General features: G+C 37.8%; 17 protein-coding genes. 7 read left to right on the top strand and 10 right to left on the bottom strand.

Features of this window, described 5'->3' with window-relative positions:
• Position 1: 1 nt before the first annotated feature.
• Both NDQ75_RS13670 and NDQ75_RS13665 read left to right on the top strand, forming a co-directional pair.
• Positions 2 to 1,567 (top strand): sulfatase family protein, encoded by a 1,566-nt coding sequence (locus tag NDQ75_RS13670; RefSeq protein WP_202029159.1) that lies wholly within the window; start codon positions 2 to 4, stop codon positions 1,565 to 1,567.
• 54 nt (positions 1,568 to 1,621) lie between these two features.
• Positions 1,622 to 2,341 (top strand): SDR family oxidoreductase, encoded by a 720-nt coding sequence (locus tag NDQ75_RS13665; RefSeq protein WP_202029158.1) that lies wholly within the window; start codon positions 1,622 to 1,624, stop codon positions 2,339 to 2,341.
• Between the two features lie 273 nt (positions 2,342 to 2,614).
• Here NDQ75_RS13665 and NDQ75_RS13660 read toward each other — a convergent pair whose 3' ends face one another.
• On the bottom strand, positions 2,615 to 2,791 hold the full coding sequence (locus tag NDQ75_RS13660; RefSeq protein WP_202029157.1) for a histone H1: 177 nt from the start codon (positions 2,789 to 2,791) through the stop codon (positions 2,615 to 2,617).
• 566 nt (positions 2,792 to 3,357) lie between these two features.
• Entirely contained in the window at positions 3,358 to 3,579 is a 222-nt protein-coding gene (locus NDQ75_RS13655; protein WP_202029156.1) for a type 1 periplasmic-binding domain-containing protein, read from the bottom strand.
• A 6-nt stretch (positions 3,580 to 3,585) separates the two neighbouring features.
• Here NDQ75_RS13655 and NDQ75_RS13650 point away from each other — a divergent pair, with 6 nt between their 5' ends.
• Positions 3,586 to 3,780 carry a hypothetical protein gene (locus NDQ75_RS13650; RefSeq protein WP_202029155.1) on the top strand — a complete coding sequence of 65 codons (195 nt, stop codon included), beginning with the start codon at positions 3,586 to 3,588 and terminating at the stop codon, positions 3,778 to 3,780.
• 300 nt (positions 3,781 to 4,080) lie between these two features.
• Here NDQ75_RS13650 and NDQ75_RS13645 read toward each other — a convergent pair whose 3' ends face one another.
• From NDQ75_RS13645 to NDQ75_RS13620, 6 genes are all read right to left on the bottom strand, one after another.
• Positions 4,081 to 5,481: a glycoside hydrolase family 30 protein gene (locus tag NDQ75_RS13645; protein WP_202029154.1), complete on the bottom strand. Its 1,401-nt coding sequence runs from the start codon at positions 5,479 to 5,481 to the stop codon at positions 4,081 to 4,083.
• 3 nt (positions 5,482 to 5,484) lie between these two features.
• Complete coding sequence (locus tag NDQ75_RS13640) at positions 5,485 to 7,203, bottom strand: cellulase family glycosylhydrolase (protein WP_202029153.1); 1,719 nt, start codon at positions 7,201 to 7,203, stop codon at positions 5,485 to 5,487.
• Between the two features lie 14 nt (positions 7,204 to 7,217).
• On the bottom strand, positions 7,218 to 8,678 hold the full coding sequence (locus NDQ75_RS13635; RefSeq protein WP_202029152.1) for a glycoside hydrolase family 30 protein: 1,461 nt from the start codon (positions 8,676 to 8,678) through the stop codon (positions 7,218 to 7,220).
• 76 nt (positions 8,679 to 8,754) lie between these two features.
• Positions 8,755 to 9,627, bottom strand: a complete 873-nt coding sequence (locus tag NDQ75_RS13630) for a hypothetical protein (RefSeq protein WP_202029151.1) — start codon at positions 9,625 to 9,627, stop codon at positions 8,755 to 8,757.
• Positions 9,628 to 9,638: 11 nt separating this feature from the next.
• Positions 9,639 to 11,144, bottom strand: coding sequence for a RagB/SusD family nutrient uptake outer membrane protein (locus NDQ75_RS13625; protein ID WP_202029150.1), 1,506 nt, complete (start codon positions 11,142 to 11,144; stop codon positions 9,639 to 9,641).
• 10 nt (positions 11,145 to 11,154) lie between these two features.
• Positions 11,155 to 14,256, bottom strand: coding sequence for a SusC/RagA family TonB-linked outer membrane protein (locus NDQ75_RS13620; RefSeq protein ID WP_202029149.1), 3,102 nt, complete (start codon positions 14,254 to 14,256; stop codon positions 11,155 to 11,157).
• A 340-nt stretch (positions 14,257 to 14,596) separates the two neighbouring features.
• On the opposite strand from NDQ75_RS13620, the gene NDQ75_RS13615 reads away from it, so the two are divergent.
• Positions 14,597 to 17,452 (top strand): triple tyrosine motif-containing protein, encoded by a 2,856-nt coding sequence (locus NDQ75_RS13615; RefSeq protein ID WP_202029148.1) that lies wholly within the window; start codon positions 14,597 to 14,599, stop codon positions 17,450 to 17,452.
• Between the two features lie 88 nt (positions 17,453 to 17,540).
• Here the strand turns inward: NDQ75_RS13615 and NDQ75_RS13610 are convergent, their stop codons facing one another.
• Complete coding sequence (locus NDQ75_RS13610; protein WP_202029147.1) at positions 17,541 to 17,717, bottom strand: histone H1; 177 nt, start codon at positions 17,715 to 17,717, stop codon at positions 17,541 to 17,543.
• Positions 17,718 to 18,496: 779 nt separating this feature from the next.
• On the opposite strand from NDQ75_RS13610, the gene NDQ75_RS13605 reads away from it, so the two are divergent.
• Together NDQ75_RS13605 and NDQ75_RS13600 are read left to right on the top strand one after the other, a co-directional pair.
• Positions 18,497 to 18,838 (top strand): single-stranded DNA-binding protein, encoded by a 342-nt coding sequence (locus NDQ75_RS13605; RefSeq protein ID WP_202027785.1) that lies wholly within the window; start codon positions 18,497 to 18,499, stop codon positions 18,836 to 18,838.
• A 72-nt stretch (positions 18,839 to 18,910) separates the two neighbouring features.
• Positions 18,911 to 19,360 carry a JAB domain-containing protein gene (locus NDQ75_RS13600; RefSeq protein ID WP_202028482.1) on the top strand — a complete coding sequence of 150 codons (450 nt, stop codon included), beginning with the start codon at positions 18,911 to 18,913 and terminating at the stop codon, positions 19,358 to 19,360.
• 134 nt (positions 19,361 to 19,494) lie between these two features.
• Here the strand turns inward: NDQ75_RS13600 and NDQ75_RS13595 are convergent, their stop codons facing one another.
• On the bottom strand, positions 19,495 to 19,686 hold the full coding sequence (locus NDQ75_RS13595) for a hypothetical protein (protein ID WP_202029146.1): 192 nt from the start codon (positions 19,684 to 19,686) through the stop codon (positions 19,495 to 19,497).
• 102 nt (positions 19,687 to 19,788) lie between these two features.
• Between NDQ75_RS13595 and NDQ75_RS13590 the strand changes: the two genes are divergently transcribed.
• The gene (locus NDQ75_RS13590) at positions 19,789 to 19,947 is read left to right on the top strand and encodes a hypothetical protein (RefSeq protein WP_202029145.1); all 159 of its coding nucleotides are present in this window, start codon (positions 19,789 to 19,791) and stop codon (positions 19,945 to 19,947) included.
• The last annotated feature ends 89 nt before the right edge of the window (positions 19,948 to 20,036 follow it).

Below are 20,036 nucleotides of genomic sequence, written 5' to 3'. Positions count from 1 at the left end.
TATGAAAAAAACAACATTATCATTACTAATATTGTCAAGCATTTTATTTATAGGATGTCAGCAAAAAAAGAAATCCAATCCTTCGGTAGAGGCTATTTCTAAATCTAAAAATCCAAATGTAATTATTATCTACATGGACGATTTGGGGTATGGCGATTTAAGTTCCTACGGTGCAAAAACCCTTAACACCCCGAATATGGATAGAATTGTTGATGGCGGAGTGAAATTTACGAATGGTTATGCAACTTCAGCTACTTGCAGTCCCAGCAGGTATGCACTATTAACAGGGGAATATCCATGGCGTAATGAAAACGCAAAAATACTGCCAGGAACAGCACCTATGTTAATCGATATAGAACAGACAACACTGCCAAAGGTATTTAAAAAGGCGGGGTATAAAACTGGAATCATTGGAAAATGGCATTTAGGTTTAGCAGATGGGAATATAAATTGGAACAAGAAAATAAGTCCAGGCCCAAATGAAGTGGGTTTTGATTATAGCTATATCATGGCAGCTACTCAAGATAGGGTGCCCACGGTTTATATTAAAGATGGATTAGTAGAAAATTTAGATCCAGACGACCCAATTGAGGTTAGTTACGAGCATAATTTTGAAGGGGAGCCTACTGGTGTAGAAAATCCCGAGCTATTGGAAATGAAGTGGCACCATGGTCATAATAATAGTATTGTTAATGGAATTCCAAGAATTGGTTATATGAAAGGAGGCGAAAAAGCAAAATGGGATGATAAAAAAATGTCATTTCATTTTCTTGAAAAAGTAAAAGGGTTTATACAAAAAGATGCTGAAGATAAACCATTTTTCCTCTATTATGCCATGCAACAACCTCATGTGCCGAGAACACCAGCACCAGAATTTGTTGGGAAATCTGGTATGGGGCCTAGGGGCGATGTTATTCTGGAAGCTGATTATTGTATAGGGCAACTTTTAAATACTTTGGAAAATCGGGATTTATTAGAAAATACGTTAATTATTTTTACAAGTGATAACGGTCCGGTGCTCAACGATGGTTATTTTGACAATGCTGTTGAAAAACTTGGGAATCACGATGCGGCAGGAGGATTAAGGGGAGGAAAGTATAGTCTTTTTGAGGCAGGAACAAGGGTCCCTTTTGCTACTTATTGGAAAGGAAAAATAAAACCTGCAATCAATGATGCAATTATTTCCCAAGTGGACCTTTTGTCGTCTTTAGCCTCGTTAGTTGGAGAAAATGCCACAACAGATGATAGTAAAAATTTATTGGATGTACTAGTAGGAAAGTCTTCTCAAGGAAGAAACGCGGTAATATTGGAAGCCACAGGAAGGACTGCTTTGCGGTCTGGAGATTATGTTTTAATTCCACCTTATAAAGGCCCTGAAGTGTTAAAACAGGTTGATATAGAAATAGGAAACAGTGATGGTTATCAATTGTATAATGTTACAGAGGATCCAGGACAACAAATGAATCTTGTAAAGTCCAAACCCGAAAAACTCAACGAAATGCTCGAAGAATTTAAGACAATTAGAGGTGAGTTTGAGTCCAGTAACAAAACAATAGAGCTTAAATAATACAGGTCAAGGATTATCAACCTGGAAAATAAAATAAAATTTGAATTAATTGAAATGGAAATTTCTTGTATTAAAAATAAAAAGATTTTGGTAACTGGCGCTACATCTGGTATAGGAAGAATTTTAACTTTAAAACTTTTGAAAATTGGAGCAAGCGTAGCATTCTGCGGTAGAAAAGAAACTAAAATGAAGAAACTAATTGATGAAATCTCAGTTTCTGAACAAAACTATTTTTTTGAGTGCTTTGACGTAACAGATGAAAATAAAATTATTCACTTTGTAAATAATGCAACTGAAAAAATTGGGGAAATAGATGTACTTGTAAATTGTGCTGGAGCAAATACGGCAAAAGATAGTGTTAAAGATATTCAGCTTAACGATCTTGAATATATGTTAAAGTTGAATACTATAGCGCCTTTTATTTTTATCAGGGAATTGTACGGTGCTATGTCAAATAAAAAATCGGGTCAAATAATAAATGTGTTATCTACTGTCTGTAATTTTTCCAATGAAGGTACAGGTGCTTATACGGCTTCTAAGGCGAGTTTAGATGCTTTAATGAAGGTGTTTAGAAAGGAGTCTAGAGCCGATAATATAAAAGTATCATCAATATACCCAGGGGGCGTGGATAGTGATTTTAGAGAAACTTTAAGACCTGAGTACTTAAAGCCAGAACAAGTTGCAGATTCAATAATTTCAATGATGAATTTTAATGATGTTACATCGATAGATGAATTGGTTATCAGGCCTTTAATAGAGAAAAATTATGCTTAAAATTAAATTAGCATAATGCAAAGAAAATTAAACAATAAAACTCTATTAAGTTTTAAAATAATCCGGTGGTTGAAGATTAACTTATGGAAATTATAAGTTTCTAGATATGTGAAGCGTGTATTTAATAGTTTAAGGAGAGTATTAATTTAGATTAAAAGGATTGTGTCTCAATACTCAAACAACTTCTCTCAGAATTGAGTATTTTAAACCGTTCACGGATAGGGGGGGAGAGAGAAAGCCGTTTTAATTAATGTTAAAAACGGCTTCTAACGATTACTTCTTCGAAGCCTCCAAAGATTCTTTCCTGAATTCCTTGAACAGTTTTGTAAGTTCTAAGGACGATTTACGGGCGCGGGTACCTGCGGCTTTGTTCCCACTTTCCAATTGTGCATTGGAGTCTTTTTGAAAAGCTTCGAATTCGGCTTCGATCTTGTTTATTAAATCTTTCATAGGTTGAATATATTTTGAGGCCAAGATACCCAAAAATTTCAGGCCTTTAAAGTAACTTTTCTTCGAAAGCACCTATTTTCCTTGGCTATCTCATGACTAGGAGTTGTTGGCTTGGAATAATTTGGGCATGGGGTTAAATCCATATTATTTTGTTCCTCATGCTAAAGTTTTATTTTCGTTTTAGTTGTTTCATATTTACATTGTGAAAAAAGACAACGTTTGGCCGGTCTACCATTCTCCAAAAAGTCCAAAAAATGGAAGTGCGTTCCCGACAAATTTTAAGGGTACTTAATAAAAAAAACTATTTGGTTCCCAGTACTTCAGAAAGCAAGGAAAGTGTCATAAAATTCTAGACTCCAGTCTTTTGATAGCTCAGTTTGCTATCTTGATTGCTTGTACTTAAATTTGGAAATAATCCATTTTAAAGACGCTTTGGATTCTGCCTAAGTGGCCTCGAACTAGCTGAAGAGAACATTACATAAACGAAAAAAACTTTAAATTCATTTTAAAGGAAATTGGGATAAGTATTTTAACATGGAAATTAATTATTTCTAGAATTTAAAGTTTTAATAGTAGGAAAGTTTTTCTTTGGTAACTATATCAAGTGGCATGGTAATATTACGCTCCGGTTTCTCTTTTAAAACCAAGTAGCGATATAAGCATTCTAAAGACTTGTATGCCTGTTTATTAGGTTGCGTATTTATCAGAAAATCTATAAAACCGGTATCCAGTAATTTTTTGTTTGAGTTTAGGAGATCATAACCGACAACCCGGCATGGTTCTTCCATTTCTGTGTGCTTCTTATTGTAGCGGTGAGCCTTTTATCGAAGGCACCTTCTGAAGAAAAAATTGAGAATCTTACTTTTGCAACCATTTCCGAAGAAGAGAAAAGAAATAATAAGAATAGTTACAATTGGGTAGATGTGGTAATTTCCATTGTAATTTTAGCCATTGTAGCGGGTATTATGCTCTTTTTTGATGGGGAATAATGCTTACATCATCTACTGAAAGCTATGGTCTTTAATATACTTTACTATACTTAATTGACCGGGACTATTAAAAAATAAAACCTTATAGTTGACATTTAAAATAAAGAAAAGCCGTTTCAATTAATTTTGAAACGGTTTTTCTTACATTTTTCTCAAGCTTCTTCTTGTGATTTGTGAAGACTTATAGATATTTCTACAGAGACAACACTCAATCTTATAATTATGGGAAATAGTTGAATCCAGAAACCAAAAATGTGCAATACAAACGTTTCCAATACATCTACTACATAATACTTATAATTAATCCATTACCAAAGTCCCAACGGATTTTGCCGGAAGGGTAGTCAGGGTGTTGTTCCCACCAATTTGAACTGCGATATGTTGTTCTTTATCCGTTCTATTCTGAATGATTGAAACAACTCCTTTGGATGTTTTATAAGCCACATTCAAAATCTCACTTCCGGTATTCGAAGCTACCCGAATAGAACCAGGTGCCACAAATTTTGATGCTTGCGCAATGATATAATACGCAGGATTTCGGGTTACTTTATCTCCTTGAATTGTTATGGCCCCTAAACAACGGTCACAGCCTCCTCTATCGGTATGCGGATCTTGGTTTTCATCGGCGGCAAGATTCCATTCCAGAACCGTTTTGCACCAGTTACGGGGTGCACCAATAATGAGATTTTCCGTATGCCAGTCTAGTTCTTTGGCAAAATCACCTGGTGCTCCTACCCATTGTTCAGTAAAATACAGGTTTTTATTAGGGTGTGCCTCATGTACTTGGCTCAAAGCACTTATATCTCCTCCATATAAATGAAAGGCGCTACCATCTATAAATTTTGCAGCTTCAGGATCGTTTAAAATAGAAATAGGATAATCTGGCCTGTCCGCATTATGGTCGTAAACCACAATTTTAGTTTTTATTTGATGCCTTTCAAAGGTCGGCCCTAAATTATTTTTCACAAATTCTTTTTGTTGTTCAGGTAACATTAATAAGCTTGGGTTATTCCCTGGATGCAATGGTTCATTTTGAATAGTAACCGCGTCGATGTGAATTCCATGGGATTTCATTGCCATTATGTATTTTACAAAATAATCCGCATATACTTGATGGTATTCCTCTTTTAAACTTCCGCCACGGGCATCGTTATTTGTTTTAATCCAAGTGGGTGGCGACCATGGAGACCCCATGATTTTTAAGTTTGGTTTTATTTTTAAAATTTCCTTTAAAACGGGCACTAAATAAAGCGTATCATATGCAAGTGTAAATTGTTCTAGATTTTCATCGGTTTCTCCAGAGGCCAGATCGTTATAGGACCATGTTTTTTCATCTAAATCCGAGGCACCTATGCTTACTCTTAAATAACTAACATTAATATCGTTCTCCTTATCACCAAATATTTCCTGAAGTATGGAAGCCCTTGCGCTATCTGACATTTTATGAAGCAACATGGCGCTTCCTCCTGTCAGACTGTAACCAAAACCATCCATTTCTTGATATTTTTTTGTAGTATCAATAGTAATGGTGTGTGCTGGTTTTAAAGTTTCATCATTTATTATTTCGGTTTTCTTCAGCAACATTTTCTTATCCAAAGTTGTTACCCAAAGTGAAGCTTCCTTATTTACTTCTTTTTTTTGCTGGCATGCCATAGTACTTACGGCAAGTCCTAATAGCAATGCATTTTTAAAATTGAACATTAATTATAATCTTTTAAAATTTAACTCTCTAAATTGAATTCCATCGTTAAGGAACTCGACTTTTAATTTATTTTCCCCTTTTTGTAGTTCTATTGTGGTAGTTGTTGTTTGCCAAGAAGATGTGTTTGGAACTTTTATGGTGGTAGACTGAGACTTTTCTGTTCCTATTTTTATCTTTCCTGCTGAAGTTGATTCAAACGAAACGGACACCTCATAAGTTCCTTTTTCAAGCACATTAAAAGTGTATTGAAGCCATTCCCCTTTTTCAATATCTCCAACGTACATTTCTTCTGAAGGATTATCTTTAAAAATATCAACACCATCATTTCTGTAAGTTCTGCCATTGTTCCAGCCTGTTCTTTCCCCTCCAGTAGAAATATAGTAGTTGCCTGCACCAGTATCAAAATATGCTTTACCTAAATGACCCATGTCATAATCTATGGCTTTAATGGTTCCACTTGTATTAATAACAACCGTTTTATAGGGTTTGGTTTCTTTTGAAGTAGTTTGGCGTATCATAGCATCGATAACACCTTTATGGAAAACATTGTTCTCTATTTTAGCATTTTCGGCAAGTTGTATAAATGCGTTATAGGCTTCTTCTTTAGTTGGCTTTTCCGATTCACCTTTCCAGTAGTTCAAGATTTGTAAATAACCGTCATTTACTTTTATTTCAAGTGGATTATTGGAACCAAGCTTTTTTAATGGCCACCAACACCAACCAATGTTGTTTTCTTGCATTAAACTGATAGCATCCGTAAACCAAGTATTGGAATTTTCGCCAGATTCTCCCAACCAAATAGGAGTATTATATTTTTCCCTGAAATTTAAAAAACCTTGAATGGCTTCCTTTGTATTGTTGTTCCAATATTTGTGGAAGCTTATGACCATATTATCATCCCAAGGAGGTAAAATTCCGTTGTAGTTGTTTCCCCATCCATTTCCTTCAATAATAATGATATGGTTTTTATCCATTTTTCTAATAGCTTCCGTAATAGCTACCATTAATTGTTTTAAAGGTTTGTTTTCCTTTTCATCGAGGCCGTTTTTATTTTCACCGGTAAAACCCCAGTTGGGCTCGTTTATAATATCATAAGCCCCGATCCATGGCTCAGTCGCATATCTTTCAGCTAATTTTCCCCAAAGGGCAATAAGTTTTTCCTGATTGGCCTTACTCTCCCACAAGGATGGTTTTGAAGGGTCCCTATCAGAAATATTCACGTCATGACCTTGTCCACCGGGTGTGGCATGCATATCGAGAATGAGGTACATTTTATTTTGCTCGCACCATTTCAATAATGAATCGGTCATTTGAAAACCTTTTTCAATCCAAGTGTGTTTTCCTTTTACGGGTTCTTGGTCTACTGGTAGCGTGTATAGGTTATAATGCATTGGTAAGCGCACCGAATTAAACCCCCAGCTTTTTAACGAGTCGATATCTGTTTTTTGGGTGTGGTTGGCGAGCCATTTTTCGTAAAATTCGGCAGTAGCTTCTTTACCGATCAACTCTTCCATATGTGCTTTAAAGACATATTGCTGCCCAGAAAATGGAACTTTCATCATGTATCCCTCCTGTAACATATGCCCGCCAAGGCCTACCCCTTTTAAAACAATATTTTGTCCTTCAGCAGTTATTATTTTTTGTCCTTCCGTATGTAAAAATTTTTGAGCATTTACATAGTGTGTTGTTATGAATAGTGTTATTAGAATTATTTTTTTCATCCTGTAATTATCTGTTAATCCCATAAAAAGGTTCCTACTGCTCCGGCTTGAAGGGAAGTTGTAAACCACTTACTTCCTTGTTTAACATTAAATTGTGTATCTGTATTTCCTTCATTTAAAACAATTAAAACCGTTTTTCCATTTGGTATTTTAAATGCCACATTTACTAATGGGCCTGAAATATTGCTTTCAACTCTTTGCGAACCTTCAGGGACAAATTTTGAGGCGTGCGCAACAATGTAATAGCCTACATTTCGGGTAATATTACCCGATGGGTTAATGGTTAAGCCCCCTTTACAAACATTACATCCGCCATCGGTATGTGGCTGAAAGTTCTCATCGTTTGCCAAGTTCCATTCCAAAGCATTTTTACTCCAATTCCGCATCGAGCCAATAATTACGTTTTTTAAATGCCATTTTAGGTCCCCATCAAAGCTCCCATTGGACGCGGTGTATTGTTCCGTAAAGTAAATATTTTTGTTAGGGAATGCATTATGTACTTTGATTAGGGCGCTAATATCTCCTGCATATAAATGAAAAGCCGAACCATCGGTATATTTATATGCTTCTTCATCGTTTAAAATGGCCATAGGATACTCTGGACGATCGCAGTTATGGTCCCAAGCAATAATTTTTGTTTGTAAACCCGCCGCGGCAAAGGCAGGACCTAGATGGTTTTTTATGAAATCTGTTTGCTCTGTGGCTGTCATGTACATGCTTGGATTGTTTCCGTCGTGTAAGGGCTCGTTTTGTACGGTAACCGCATCTATGGCGATTCCTAACTTTTTCATTTCCTGAATATACCTTACAAAATATTGCGCGTACACACTGTAATACTGGGGCAATAGACTACCGCCGATAAAGCTTTTGTTGTCTTTCATCCAAACTGGGGCGCTCCATGGAGAACCTAAAATGTTTATGTTCGGATTTATTGCCTTAATTTCCTGAAGCAATGCAATAACACCGTTTATATCCTTCTCCAAAGAAAATGCGTTAAGCGATTCATCCGTTTGTCCATCGGCAATATCATTGTAAGTAAACGGGCTTTCATTTAGATCAGATGCGCCAATACTCACTCTTAAATAACTAATGGAAATGGAATTTTCCTTAAAACCAAAAAGCTCATTTAATAACTCATTTTTCTGGGAAGTAGAAAGAGAGTTTATTGCTTTTGCGCTTCCGCCTGTAAGGGTAAAACCAAAACCGTCTATTGTTTGGTAAAGTCGTTGACTGTTAACCTCAATGGTGTTAAAGGTATTCACTTTTGACTGAAAAGCGATTACTTGGTTTTGCTTTGCAAGCAGTTCCTTTTTGTCTCCAGTAGTCAACCAGAAGTCTACCTCGTTTTTAACTTCAGCAGGAGGGTTCGGGGTAGGGGTAGGTTCAGGGGGAATTGATTCTTCATCTGAAGAAGAACAGCCAAAAAGGAATAAAATCATTAAAGGCATCCATAGCTTTTTTATAGCGATTTCCATAAATGTATATTTAGTTATGTAAGACTTTAAACAAAAGCCTATGATGAATTTCATAGGCTTTTGCTGGCTAACTTAATCAAGAGCCTCTCATTTCTACATTGGTAATGGTAATCCCTTTTGGGTTCATTGCTCCACCGCCGCTTCTAATTAAGAGGTAAATTGTGCCGCTTTCGCTAAATGATATTTTATTTGAAAGCGTATTTGTTGTAGTGTTCGGAATACAGCCAAGATTGGAAAGTTTCCCAGAAAATGTTGCATTTCCGCAACCATCCCAAGTGCTTAGTCCCATAACTTTTGTATCGTCGTAGGCTTCTCCTGTTACCGGAATTTTTGTACCTGCATATACTTCTAGCCAAGTATCCGTATTCGCTTCACCAGAAACCACCATATCGATAGCGTACTCTTTTTCTTTTTCTACTTCAATGGCTTGATATATCCCTTGTTGGCTCCATTGTTCCGTAGAAAAAATAGTTGCGCTTCCATCATTAAAAACCCATTCCGAACCTGAGTCGCTAATTTTTAATCGATTCCATTGTGCGTGGTCTTCTTCTGTTTCAAACCTTCCGCCAACTACAAGATTTCCTGCAGTAGGATCGGAAGTTTCTACAACAAGTTCTTGCGATGACTGTCCAGTTAAGCCCCCTCTTCCTACGGCTTCATGTACAATTTCATACGTTCCGGCATCGGGAAAGAAAACTTCTTCTGTCATTTTTCCCGGGAGCAATCCCGAACCAAAATCCCATCTCGAAGAAATTACATACTGAGTTTGAGCCTCAAACAAATACATATTGGATTTTCCTTCAATTGGAGTTATAACAAATGAAGCATCTACATTTGGATCTGAAAGTCCATTGCCCTCATTAATTTCGTCTGGAAGACAACTTGTGAAAAAGGCAGTGACAGCAAATGCCAATACGGGTATTTTTTTATTTAATATAGTGTACAACATGGTGTTTGTTTTTAGTAGTTAGGATTTTGTTCAATTTGAGTGTTTTCCATTTCTTTTAAAGGAATCGGGAAAATTTCATTTTTACCGGGAGTAAAACCTCTATCGGCCAGTACACTTGCTGCACGACCGGTTCTTACAAGGTCAAACCATCTATGTCCTTCACCCGCGAGTTCCATTCTTCTTTCCAACATAATTGCATCCTCGGAAACTGGAACCGAAGGCAAACCTACTCTTGCCCTAACTGCGTCCAATAAAGCTTGTGCTCTTGCTCCTTGAGCACCTAAGGCCTGCGCTTCCAGTAAATAGGTGTCTGCCAAACGAATTACATAAACATTTTGTTTGTAGTTCAATGCCGATGCACCTCCTCCAGTGGAAGTATCTGAATTAAGCGGCATAAATTTCTTTAAGAAGTATCCTGTATCAAGATACCCTGGTGAGTAATCCGCCAATCCTTGCGCCTTGAGTGCTTTCACATCTGCAATCGTAGCATCGAACCTAGGATCGTTTTTTAAGACATCGTATAGATTTTGTGTAATGGGATTAAAACTCCATCCAGAAACATAATCTGGTCCCCCAGAGCTAGAATAATTTCTAGGACCTACCATGATGTTTACCGAGTTGCCTTCGTCGTCCCCGGCTCCCCAATTTCCCCAGTCTGCATTGCTTTTGTCGGTATGGGCAACCTCTAAAATTGATTCCGAGTTGTACTTATTGGCAATAACCCATAAATCTGAAAAGTTATCCAAAAGTTTATAGCCATATTTGCTGGTTCCTCCTGGGGTTCCGTTTACTTCTTCCAAAGTACTTGCCGCAAGACTGTTTTTGCCTTGGTACAAGTATACTTTTCCTAGGATAGCTTTAGCGGTTCCTTCAGTAAAACGAGCCGCCTCATCTTCTGGATTCGTAATTTTTAGAGGTAGATCGGGAATGGCTTCCAGTAGGTCTGTTTCTATCTGTGCATAGACAGCTTCCGGAGCTGCTTGTTCAACATTATAAATTTCACTGGTCTCTATCGGTGCTGTAATTAGCGGAATGTTTCTGAACAATCGAACCAATTCAAAATAATAGTATGCCCTTAGCGCTTTAGTTTCTGCGATAAATCTTTTTTTAAGTGATTCATCCATCGGTACTTCCGGTAACTTTTCCAATAATACATTTGCTCGGAAAACTCCTTGATAAAAATCGTTCCAATAGCTTGCCGGAACAGTAGAGGCATCGATTGAATAATTGGAGAATGACTGCATTCCTGTTCCATCGGTGGCACCTCCACCGCCAGCGTAATGATCGTCTGAGCCCGCATTCATCATGGTAACCATATTCTCAAAGCCTTTCGACTGTTTACCGAGTACGTCATAAACGGCTACTAAGCCAGAGTAAGCTTCAGCTTCATTAGAATAGTAATTTTCTTCTAAAGCCGTTCCTTTTGGCTCTACTTCTAAGAAATCCTTAGAGCAAGAACCCAATGTTGCTGCTATTGCTAGTGCTACTATTTTATATTTTCTATTTATAAATTTCATGGTCTAAATTTTAAAATTGAACATTAACTCCTAACATTCCTGTTCTTGCTTGCGGGTAAAATCCTCGGTCGATACCAAATACACCTCCACCAATTTCTGGATCGTAACCCGTATATTCTGTAAATGTGAAAAGGTTTTCTGCGGTAACGTAAAGCCTGATTCTTTGTAGGCCTATCTTCTTGATTACCTCTGTTGGAATGGTATAGCCAAACTGGATCGTTTTAAACCTTAAGTAATCTCCATCTTCCAGATAAAAATCGGATGGATTGTTGAAGTTTTTGTTAGTGTCGTTGGTGGTTAGTCTTGGAAAACTATTGGAACTTCCTTCGCCTACCCAACGGTTAAGGGCAGTGGTTTGGTAATTTGCGTTTTGAATGTCCAAACGTCTCAATCCCTGAAATATTTGGTTTCCGGCGGCACCCTGGGCAAAAACCATTAAATCGAAGTTTTTGTAGTTTAAGTTAACTGTAAATCCAAATGTATACTTAGGTATGGAGCTTCCTAGAAAGTCGCGGTCTTCTTCAGTAATGCTTCCATCACCATTTACATCTTTCCACTTGAAATCCCCAGGAACCGCATTTGGTTGTATTAAGTTTCCTTCAGTATTGGTATAGGCATCAATTTCCTGTTGATTTTGAAAAATCCCTTGTGTTTTAAAGCCGAAAAATGAGTTGAAGGCCTCTCCAACAGCTGTTCTGGTAATAGGGTAAGTACTTGCTTGAACCGTTTGGCCTCCGGATAGAAAATCAATTCCGTTACCTAAATATGTAACTTCGTTTTCCAAATAGGATAAATTCCCATTTACGGATAGACCAAAGTCCCCGAAGGTTCTATTGTAGCCCAATTCAATATCAAAGCCTTTATTGTCCATATCCGCTACGTTTCCAACAGGTAATCCTGTGGCTCCAACATAGCCTGGAATGGGAACGCTTTGTAGAATCCCTTTAGTGGATTTTTTATAAAAATCTACCACTAAATTGAAATTGTTGAACAAACGGGCTTCCAATCCTATATTTGTTTGGCTCGTTTCTTCCCATTTTAAATCCGGGTTTGCCGGTGCATCTGGACTGTTCCCTATGGTAACGGATCCAGAAGTGCCGATGGTATAGTTTCTTCCACCGCTTACCGTTGATAAATATCTGAAATCTCCAATGGCATCACTACCGGTAACACCATATCCTCCACGAATTTTCAATTGATTAAGCACTTCGCTTGGGTTCCAAAAATCTTCCTTTGTAAGTACCCACCCTAGAGAAAAAGAAGGGAAGATTCCGTATTTATTATTTGAGCCAAACCGAGATGAACCATCCCTTCTTATAATTCCAGTGAAAATATACTTCTCGTTATAGTCGTAATTTACCCTGGAAAACAAGGAGGTAACCCTGTGCTCGGGATTTTCATATCCGTAGGCATCAATTTGGTCCGTAGGGACGTCAAAATTAAAAGAGGCATCATTGAAATTGTCTGCAGGAATATTGTAATAGGTTACCCCTTGTCCATTTGTAATATTATCAACATAAGTCCCTTGGCCTAGTAAAACATTGAAGTTGTGATTCCCCAAGCTTCTTTCATACATCACCGTATTCTCAATGTTCCAACCAAACCCCTTGTTTGTATTTTTTGAAACATTGTTTTGTGGTGTAATGTTCGAAGCGTTTAAATAGGAAACAGGGGTATATCCAAAGCCACCCCAATAAGCCAGTTTACCACCTAAGGTGCTTTTAAATTTTAAACCAGGTAATACTTCTATTTGGACATAGGCATTCCCAACAAAGTTATCAGACCAGCCGTAATTTCCCAATCTTGTTTGTTGATATGCCAGTGGATTTGTCATTTCTTGACCCACCAAAGAGGAAATACCGTAAGGGTACCCTTCGCTATTTTTTATGATTCCTGTATTTGTATAAGGAGCTCCATTAATTGTATTGGGATCTCTTTCTATTATTGGCGTTAAAGGATCAAGGTTGATTGCGGAGCTCAAAGGACCACCAAATTCGCTATTGGTGTTTCCGATTCCTATATTTTTTTCATGGGAATAACCAACCGTCTGACCAAATGAAATTGCTTTGGTGATTTTATGGGAGGAGTTTAAACGGATGTTTTTTCGGTTGTATTGAGAAATTTCAGGCATTACAATGCCTTCCTGTTCCAGTAACCCAAAAGAAGCGTAGAAAGTGGACACTTCATTGCCCCCGCTTAAGCTTATCTCTTGCCCAATACGTTTCGCACTGTTGTTGAAAATAACATCTTGCCAGTCGGTACCTTCCCCTAAATCGCTAGGGTTTGGAAAAAGTATAGAACCTCCACCATTTACAGAGGACTCATTCATCAGGGTGGCGTACTCCTCAGCATTTAGTAAATCAAGCTCTCTGGCAGGACTGGAAATTCCAGTATATCCGTTATAATTTACGGTTAGTTTTCCTGACTTTCCTTTTTTTGTCGTTATTAAAATTACTCCCGTTGCTGCCCTCGCACCATAAATAGCCTGTGAAGCTGCATCTTTTAAAACTTCAATGGATTCAATATCTGATTGGTTTAAATATCCGATACCACCTGCATCCACTACAACGCCATCTACCACCCAAAGAGGGTCATTGTTTCCAAAAGTAGTGATACCACGGACCCTAACTGTTGATGGCGCCCCTGGTTGTCCGGAATTAGCGGCAATTGTTAATCCCGATGTCCTTCCTTGTAAGGATTGTTCTACCCGGGTAATTGGCAAGTCTTCTAAATCCTCCGATTTTACACTTGAAATGGCACCCGTTACCACACTTTTCTTTTGCGTTCCATAACCAACAACCACAACCTCATCGAGGGCTTGGGTGTCGGTCGCCAAAGCGACATCAATTACGGTATTTGTTCCTACCGTTATGCTTTGTTTAATGTAACCTATATAAGAGAATGTTAATACATCCCCTTCTTCAGCTTGAATTGTATAATTTCCATCAAAATCGGTTATGGTTACTTTGGATGAATTTTCTACCATAACATTTGCTCCCGGTAGCGGGACACCACCTTCTTCTGTTACTGTTCCAGTTATTTCTTTTGTCTGTGCCGATAATATTGAAGCGGCAAACATAAAGAAGAACCATGCGTACTTTTTGATCTTCATAAATAGTTAGAGTTTAATGAGTTAGTTTGATCGTAATCCTTTTTTAACATTTGGTTTATCATATTGATAATTAATTCTGTTAAAAACAATTTTAATCTAATTTCAGTAGGCTCTAAATTAGAATTTGATAATATGCATTAGAAATTTTACGATACGCTTTAAATACGTCATGGAAAGTGAACACTACGTACTTATTACTTCAAAATTTGTATTTTGCTGATATATAATTTTTTAAAGAGTTTTATTTTTTAACTTTTCTTTGGCTTTTTTAAAATTATCGATGTTAATTAGCGGTTTATTTAATGTTAATATGAGGTTACCCATTCTATATATCCAGTTTTTGCTGCTTTTTTTAAACTATAAAGGAGTTTCTCAATCGAGTTATCCCGAAATATTCAATTCAATTTTACATCAACCTGAAGTCATTCATTACCATAGAAGTGATTTCCAGGGCGATACGGAATTTTGGTCCGCTTGTAGAGGGAATGATGGGGTGCTTTATTTTGGAAATAACGATGGGGTACTTATTTACAATGGCGAGAGTTGGCAAAAAGTAAAGCTCCCCAACAGCTCTTCGGTTCGTTCTCTTTTAGCTTCCTCCGATGGCACTATTTATGCAGGCGGGTATAATGAGTTTGGGAATGTCGTAAAGGATAGCCTAGGGAAGTACCATTACAATTCTTTTATAGAAAAATTGAATTTAAAAGGAAAGGAATTAGAAAACCTGGAGCAAGCGCATGAAATAGATAGCAACATAATTCTTCGTTTTTATAAAGAACTTATTGTGATGAATGAGAACAGGAAAACCGTTATACCATCCTCAACGGATTTTATGTGCTCAGCAGTAATTGGCAACACGTACTACGTGCAGGATATGGGTGTTGGAATTCTAAGCTTCCATCCGGATAATGATGATTTATCACTTGTCTTTCAAACCGATAAACTTAAGAGTATTGCCGTTAAAGGCATTTTACCAACAAACGGGGCCTCTGAAGTTTTTATTGTTTTGGAGAATGGGGAGGTATTTAAAGGGAATCTTGATACTAAAGAAGTTGTTTTTTGGGAAAATCTTTTTTCCAATGGGCAAAAAGATCAAGTGTTAAGTGCAATTAAAAAAGGGAACAGCTACTTGATAGGTACTTTGGGGTCTAGGATAAAAACGCTTAATGCAAACGGTAAGCTTGTAACGGGGCCTGATGCATATAACCGATTGCAGAACCCGTCTGTGTTAAATTTGCTTTCCGTTGAAAATGGATTGTGGGTAATGCTCTATAATGGGTTGGATTACATAAATTATGATACCTCTTCCTACAAATTCTTTGATTCTTCAAAAGTATATGACATAAAACTATTTCACCAACAGCTGTATATCTCCACCAATAAAGGAGTGTATGTTTCGGATTTCAGGCCTGAAGAACCTGACAAGATTACTTTTAAGGTGATAGATGGTCTACAGGGCCAAGCTTGGACATTTAATGAATATAAAGGAGATCTTCTCATTGCCCACCATAAGGGCTTGTTTCGATTGATAGGTAAAGAAGCAAAACAAATAACTTCCCAGAGTGCATGGAAAGTCATAGAAATCCCCAATAAGGAAAACGAATTATTGGCCTGTGGTTATGCGGGTTTATCTTTAATAAGAAAAGAAGGAAATGAATTTACGTTGGTTAATAAAATTAAAGGATTTGAAGAGTCTACGCGTGATATTATAGCATCCAAAGAGGAAAACACCTTTTGGGTCTGCCATGGTTACAAAGGTGTTTTTAAGATAAAGATCAATGATGATTACAATCATGTATATGCAATAGATCATTACACGGATAATAACGGTTTTGAATCGCCCTTTAACATCAATGTATTTAAATGGGAAGAAGATATTGTGTTTACAACCAATACAGGCATATACACCTATAACGAAAATGGGAATTTTTTTGAACCATATGATAAATTAAATTCCATTTTAGACAATACAAAAAATACCCGCAAAATTCTTCAGAAGAATGATACAACATGGGCTGTTGAAGATAATGGAATTGTTTATTTTGTAGACGATAGCGCTGGTTCAAAATTGTATTCCAGGCCCTTCTTAAAGGTGAAAGGACAGCTTAATAGGGGGATGGAAACCATATATCCGTTACCTAATAATAAAGTCTTAATAGGTACGACCGACGGGATATACTTGTTTGATTTAAAGAATGAAAAAGTAGATGAAGGGCAAACGGGAATCACCCAAGTTTCTATGTTTAATGGCCAGCGAAAACAGTTAGTGCCCTTAGATAGGGATGTAAGTGAATTGCCGAATGCCACCGATATTATTAGGATTGAGTTTGCCGCTCCCGATCTAATTTCCGGAAGTGAAATTGAGTATCAATATCAATTGGAAGGACTCAATTTGGGATGGTCGGAATGGACGGAAAATAACTTTAAGGAATATTCACATTTGCAGCCGGGAAATTATACCTTCAACGTGAGAAGTAGGGATTTAAAAGGGATAAAAGGTAAAATGGCGTCATTTACATTTTTGGTTACACCCAAGTGGTATCAAACCGTTTTGTTTAAAATCTCATTTGTTGCGTTGCTCATATTTATACTTTGGTTAGGCTACTTGATGATAAAAAGAAACCTCGAGAAAGAAAATTTAAAAATTCAAGAGGAGAACCTAAAAGCCAAGAAATTACTTGAACTAGAGATAGAAAGATTAAAACTTAAGCACGATAAGGAAAAGGTAGAAGAAGATAAAAAAATACTGGAAAAAGACGTTATTGCTAAAAGCAAGGAATTGGCAAATTATACAATGCAGTTGGTCAATAAAAAGGATATTGTTCAAGAGCTTCAAAATGACCTTAAAGAACTTAGACGATTGGTGAAAACACAGCTTTCAAGGGATAAAATTTCTGATATTTTCAGAAAACTGCATCAACATAAGATTGGAGAAGAATACATGGAGGTTTTTGATGTGAATTTTGAAAACATACATCACCAGTTTTTTGAAAAACTCAGGGAAATAAACCCGAAATTATCCAAAAAGGATCAACGCCTGTGTGCTTTTATTAAAATGGATTTAACAAATAAGGAAATTTCCCCTTTGCTAAATATTTCCATTCGTGGTGTTGAAACACTTCGCTACCGATTACGAAAAAAGTTAAACCTTAAGACAGAAGAAAGTCTGCATGAGTTTTTAAAAGATCTTATATGACCGTTTTCGGATTATAGGTGAAGAGTTAAGGTGTTGGCCTCTTAGGAATATAAAAAAACAGGCTGCTAAAAACAGCCCGTTTTTTTGTTTACTTCTTGGAAGCCTCCAAAGATTCTTTTCTGAATTCCTTGAACAGTTTTGTAAGTTCTAGGGAGGATTTACGGGCACGGGTACCTGCCGCTTTGTTCCCACTTTCCAACTGTGCATTGGAGTCTTTTTGAAATGCCTCAAATTCGGCTTCAATCTTGTTTACTAAATCTTTCATAGGTTAAATATGTTTTGAGGTCAAGATACCCAAAAATTTTATACCAGTAAAGTAACTTTTCTTTGAAAGCACTTATTTTCCTAGGCTATTTCATAACCACGCACTGGTGAGCTGGAATAATTTGGGGGTACGTCCATAAATTAATTATTTGTATTTCTTTCCGAAATGGTACCTATGGTTTTAGTTATTCCTGTTTAAAATTATTAAAAAACCCACCGCACGGCGACCTTCCATTTTCCCAAATAGTCCTTTTTGGTAGGCCCTTCTTGGGGGCCTACGCGGCAAAGTCCCGAAGATGGAAGTCCGGCCCCCAACACATTTTAAGGGTCCTTAATAAAAGAAGCCTTTATTTGGTTCCCGGTACTGCGGAAACCAAGGCAGGCGCCAAAGAATACTAAATCGCCGGCCTTTTGATAGCTCGCTTAACTTCCCGTACGTTCACTTTCAAAACCCCCGCGATAAGGATTCTTAGAGGCCCCTTATGGAACCCGTCAAGGCTGTACGGAGTTTTGCCCGTAAATAGGGCATCTACTTCCTTGTTTTTAGTCCTTGCGGTAAAAACCACGTTGCAGACACTCCCGATTTCCGTCCAAAAGCCTTGACCGAACCCACTTCTTTTATAGTGCTGTGCACGCAAGAAGGCAAACAAACACCCCTTAAAATGTTGGCTTTTGTTTTGGAAGTGAACCAACTAAGGTTCTTCGAAGCGGTTGCCGATATGGAAAAAGGGATATTCAGTAACCATGCCTGTCTAGTGCAGGCACTAAAAACAATGTATTATGGGCACATTAAAAAATCAAGTTCAGCTTATCGGACATGTAGGGCAGGAGCCCCAGGTGACCGTATTGGAAAACGGAAAAAAGGTAGCCAAGATTTCATTGGCGACCAATGAGAACTACAGGGATTCCAAAGGGGAGAAACAGACCAATACCGATTGGCACCAATTGGTGGCGTGGGGGAAAATCGCATCCCTTATCGAAGAGTACGTTTTTACCGGCAAGGAGATTGCCGTGCAGGGAAAACTCACCTCACGTTCCTATGAGGACAAAGAGGGCGTGAAACGCTATGTGACCGAGGTAATTGTTTCGGAAATCCTTTTCCTTGGCGGGAACGGAAAATAGAAGTGTGGGCGGGGTAAAACCTGCCCATTTCTTTAAATGTTGGAAATCAATTTTAATAAAAATAGCATAACCATGTTGATAAAAGTTAACGAGATACAGCTTTCCTACAGGGAGAGTTTTTTGACCAGTCTGGAAACCGTTGTCGTGAGCAGTTCCAATGCTGCCAAAGTCCTTTACCAATCCTTCGATATGGATACCATAGCGCTTAACGAGACCTTTAAGGTGCTTTTGCTGAACCGTTCCAATAGGATAAAGGGCATCTATACCCATTCGGTGGGTGGGATTACGGGCACTGTGGTCGATATTAGGTTGCTGTTCGCGGTGGTGCTGAAAAGCCTTTCCACGGGCATCATCCTATGCCATAACCACCCGTCAGGGAAGCTCGAGGCCAGTACGCCCGATAGGGAGCTGACCCAGAAAATGGTAAAGGCGGCCGGTTATTTCGATGTAAAGGTCCTTGACCATATTATCCTAAGCCCCAACGGGAGATATTTCAGCTTTGCGGATGAGGGCATACTTTAAACCAAATTCATTGAATTATGAAAGAAAACGAAGATTTCAACCAAAGTACAGCACATTCGGATTATGACCCGCGGGACTATCCCGACGGGTTCGATCCCGAGCTGTATGACCTTAGCTGATCCAAATGGATTGGATTAACCGAAAAAGACTTTCAGATAGTGAAGGTCTTTTTTTGCTGGTATTTGATTTCCTGGCGGATCGAACCCCAGAAAATCAATTTGGGACTTGATGTCCATCTTTTCCAGTAATAGCCATACGGTAACAATATCACTTATTTGTCTGCAAGTTGCCCCTTTTAAAATGTCCCCATCAAAAGATTTCGGCATAAAGCCGCTCGTTCCTCGCTTTTTATTCCGATTCCTTTTGAGCTGGAATTTTATAAATGGGCGGTGTGCCACCAAATAAATGTTAACATAAAATATAAGAACATGGAAACCAAGGTAAGAAAGGTGTTGGAGATTCCAGCCCGTAAAACAGGAAAAGTGGCAAAACCCACAGAAAAGCCGGTAGAAAACTCTTTTTTACTGATTATCAATTTATGGATATTCAGGTATGTATACAATAGGGAGCAATTTGCCAAAGAGTGAATTTTCATAAAAGAGACCCTTGAAAAAAGGGTCTTTTTTTATGCCTTACCCTTACCATGAGCGCCGGGTAAGCGGATTAACGGGCTTTT

Source organism: Galbibacter mesophilus, from assembly GCF_023721415.1.
Lineage (GTDB): Bacteria > Bacteroidota > Bacteroidia > Flavobacteriales > Flavobacteriaceae > Galbibacter > Galbibacter mesophilus.
The sequence above is the reverse complement of the archived record's forward strand: the minus strand, read 5'-3'. Positions and strand labels throughout refer to the sequence as shown.

Excerpts from the sequence above, each read along its gene's own strand:
- NDQ75_RS13665 (WP_202029158.1), top strand. The coding sequence starts at position 1,622 with ATGGAAATTTCTTGTATTAAAAATAAAAAGATTTTGGTAACTGGCGCT.
- NDQ75_RS13595 (WP_202029146.1), bottom strand. The coding sequence starts at position 19,686 with ATGCCGAAATCTTTTGATGGGGACATTTTAAAAGGGGCAACTTGCAGA.
- NDQ75_RS13640 (WP_202029153.1), bottom strand. The coding sequence starts at position 7,203 with ATGAAAAAAATAATTCTAATAACACTATTCATAACAACACACTATGTA.
- NDQ75_RS13645 (WP_202029154.1), bottom strand. The coding sequence starts at position 5,481 with ATGTTCAATTTTAAAAATGCATTGCTATTAGGACTTGCCGTAAGTACT.
- NDQ75_RS13600 (WP_202028482.1), top strand. The coding sequence starts at position 18,911 with ATGTTGATAAAAGTTAACGAGATACAGCTTTCCTACAGGGAGAGTTTT.
- NDQ75_RS13590 (WP_202029145.1), top strand. The coding sequence starts at position 19,789 with ATGGAAACCAAGGTAAGAAAGGTGTTGGAGATTCCAGCCCGTAAAACA.
- NDQ75_RS13655 (WP_202029156.1), bottom strand. The coding sequence starts at position 3,579 with ATGGAAGAACCATGCCGGGTTGTCGGTTATGATCTCCTAAACTCAAAC.
- NDQ75_RS13625 (WP_202029150.1), bottom strand. The coding sequence starts at position 11,144 with ATGAAATTTATAAATAGAAAATATAAAATAGTAGCACTAGCAATAGCA.
- NDQ75_RS13630 (WP_202029151.1), bottom strand. The coding sequence starts at position 9,627 with ATGTTGTACACTATATTAAATAAAAAAATACCCGTATTGGCATTTGCT.
- NDQ75_RS13660 (WP_202029157.1), bottom strand. The coding sequence starts at position 2,791 with ATGAAAGATTTAATAAACAAGATCGAAGCCGAATTCGAAGCTTTTCAA.
- NDQ75_RS13670 (WP_202029159.1), top strand. The coding sequence starts at position 2 with ATGAAAAAAACAACATTATCATTACTAATATTGTCAAGCATTTTATTT.
- NDQ75_RS13610 (WP_202029147.1), bottom strand. The coding sequence starts at position 17,717 with ATGAAAGATTTAGTAAACAAGATTGAAGCCGAATTTGAGGCATTTCAA.
- NDQ75_RS13605 (WP_202027785.1), top strand. The coding sequence starts at position 18,497 with ATGGGCACATTAAAAAATCAAGTTCAGCTTATCGGACATGTAGGGCAG.
- NDQ75_RS13620 (WP_202029149.1), bottom strand. The coding sequence starts at position 14,256 with ATGAAGATCAAAAAGTACGCATGGTTCTTCTTTATGTTTGCCGCTTCA.
- NDQ75_RS13635 (WP_202029152.1), bottom strand. The coding sequence starts at position 8,678 with ATGGAAATCGCTATAAAAAAGCTATGGATGCCTTTAATGATTTTATTC.